Annotated in this window: 1 protein-coding gene; it reads right to left on the bottom strand. The window is 53.8% G+C overall.

The window, feature by feature from the left end; all coding sequences use genetic code 11:
* On the bottom strand, positions 1-260 hold a 260-nt coding region (locus tag HMPREF2853_RS07215), incomplete at both ends, for an FtsK/SpoIIIE domain-containing protein (protein WP_410002233.1).

A 260-nucleotide genomic window follows, 5' to 3' on the forward strand; every position in this document is an offset into this window, starting at 1 on the left:
GTCTGGGTGATCTCGGCCGCGTCCGGTGTATGAAGCATTTCATTGGAGTCCGAACGGTCTGCCACCTTAAGGGCGATCTTGAAGCGTGAGTTAGACCAGATCTGGTCATCCACCACACCAGATGGTTTCTGAGTAGCTAGGATCAAGTGGACCCCGAGGGAACGTCCGACACGCGCGATGGATACCAGCTCCTTGATAAAGTCTGGCTGGTTAACCTTGAGCTCTGCGAACTCATCTGAGATGAGAAAGAGGTGAGGGAG

Origin of the sequence: Streptococcus sp. HMSC077F03 (genome assembly GCF_001812375.1) — a bacterium.
In the GTDB taxonomy this organism is placed as follows: Bacteria; Bacillota; Bacilli; order Lactobacillales; family Streptococcaceae; genus Streptococcus; species Streptococcus oralis_S.